1 protein-coding gene is annotated in these 1,129 nt (G+C 38.6%); it reads right to left on the bottom strand.

Annotated features, from left to right (window positions below):
• Positions 1 to 1,129, bottom strand: a 1,129-nt coding sequence (locus I8752_RS22850) for a calcium-binding protein (RefSeq protein WP_318780885.1), incomplete at both ends; no start/stop codon positions are given.

Raw genomic sequence — 1,129 nt, 5'->3', positions numbered from 1 at the left:
TTATAGAAGTTATAGCGAGTGCTAATTATCGCATTATTATCTGTATCCTCACTTGTCAGAAGTGAGATCGTATTAAAGTCACTGATGCCAAGAGTTCTCAGATCGATTTTGTCTGCTCCCTTTTGAAAATCTGTGACGATGTCTAGGTTTTTCGCCCCCACAGAACTATTAAAGTTTTCTAAGACAAATAAATCGTTACCAGTACCACCATACAAGGTATCATTTCCATAACCACCAGATAACTTGTCATCTCCTTGTTCGCCAAATAAACGGTCATTACCGCTATTACCAAGCAAGCTATCGTTACCTAAACCACCAAACAAATCATCATTGTTCGCAGTTCCGCTGATGGTGTCATTTGCAACTGCACTATTGAAAATGAAATCACTGGCTTGCAATTGACTTTTACGAATGCCATTGATTTGAAGTCGATAATAATAATCGCCGTTGTAGAAGTTATAGCGAGTGCTAATTATCGCATTATTATCTGTATCCTCACCTGTCAGAAGTGAGATAGTATTGAAGTCACTGATGCCAAGAGTTCTCAGATCGATTTTGTCTGCTCCCTTCTGAAAATCTGTGACGATGTCTAGGTTTTTCGCCGCCACAGAACTATTAAAGTTTTCTAAGACAAATAAATCGTTTCCAGTACCACCATACAAAGTATCATTTCCATAACCACCAGATAACTTGTCATCTCCTTGTTCGCCAAATAAACGGTCATTACCGCTATTACCGAGCAGGCTATCGTTACCTAAACCACCAAACAAATCATCATTGTTCGCAGTTCCGCTGATGGTGTCATTTATAACTGCACTATTGAAAATGAAATCACTGGCTTGCAATTGACTTTTACGAATGCCATTGATTTGAAGTCGATAATAATAATCGCCGTTGTAGAAGTTATAGCGAGTGCTAATTATCGCATTATTATCTGTATCCTCACCTGTCAGAAGTGAGATAGTATTGAAGTCACTGATGCCAAGAGTTCTCAGATCGATTTTGTCTGCTCCCTTCTGAAAATCTGTGACGATGTCTAGGTTTTTCGCCGCCACAGAACTATTAAAGTTTTCTAAGACAAATAAATCGTTTCCAGTACCACCATACAAAGTATCATTTCCATAACCAC

Source organism: Dendronalium phyllosphericum CENA369, from assembly GCF_016056275.1.
Taxonomy (GTDB): Bacteria; Cyanobacteriota; Cyanobacteriia; order Cyanobacteriales; family Nostocaceae; genus Dendronalium; species Dendronalium phyllosphericum.
This window is presented reverse-complemented; position numbering and strand designations above follow the sequence as displayed.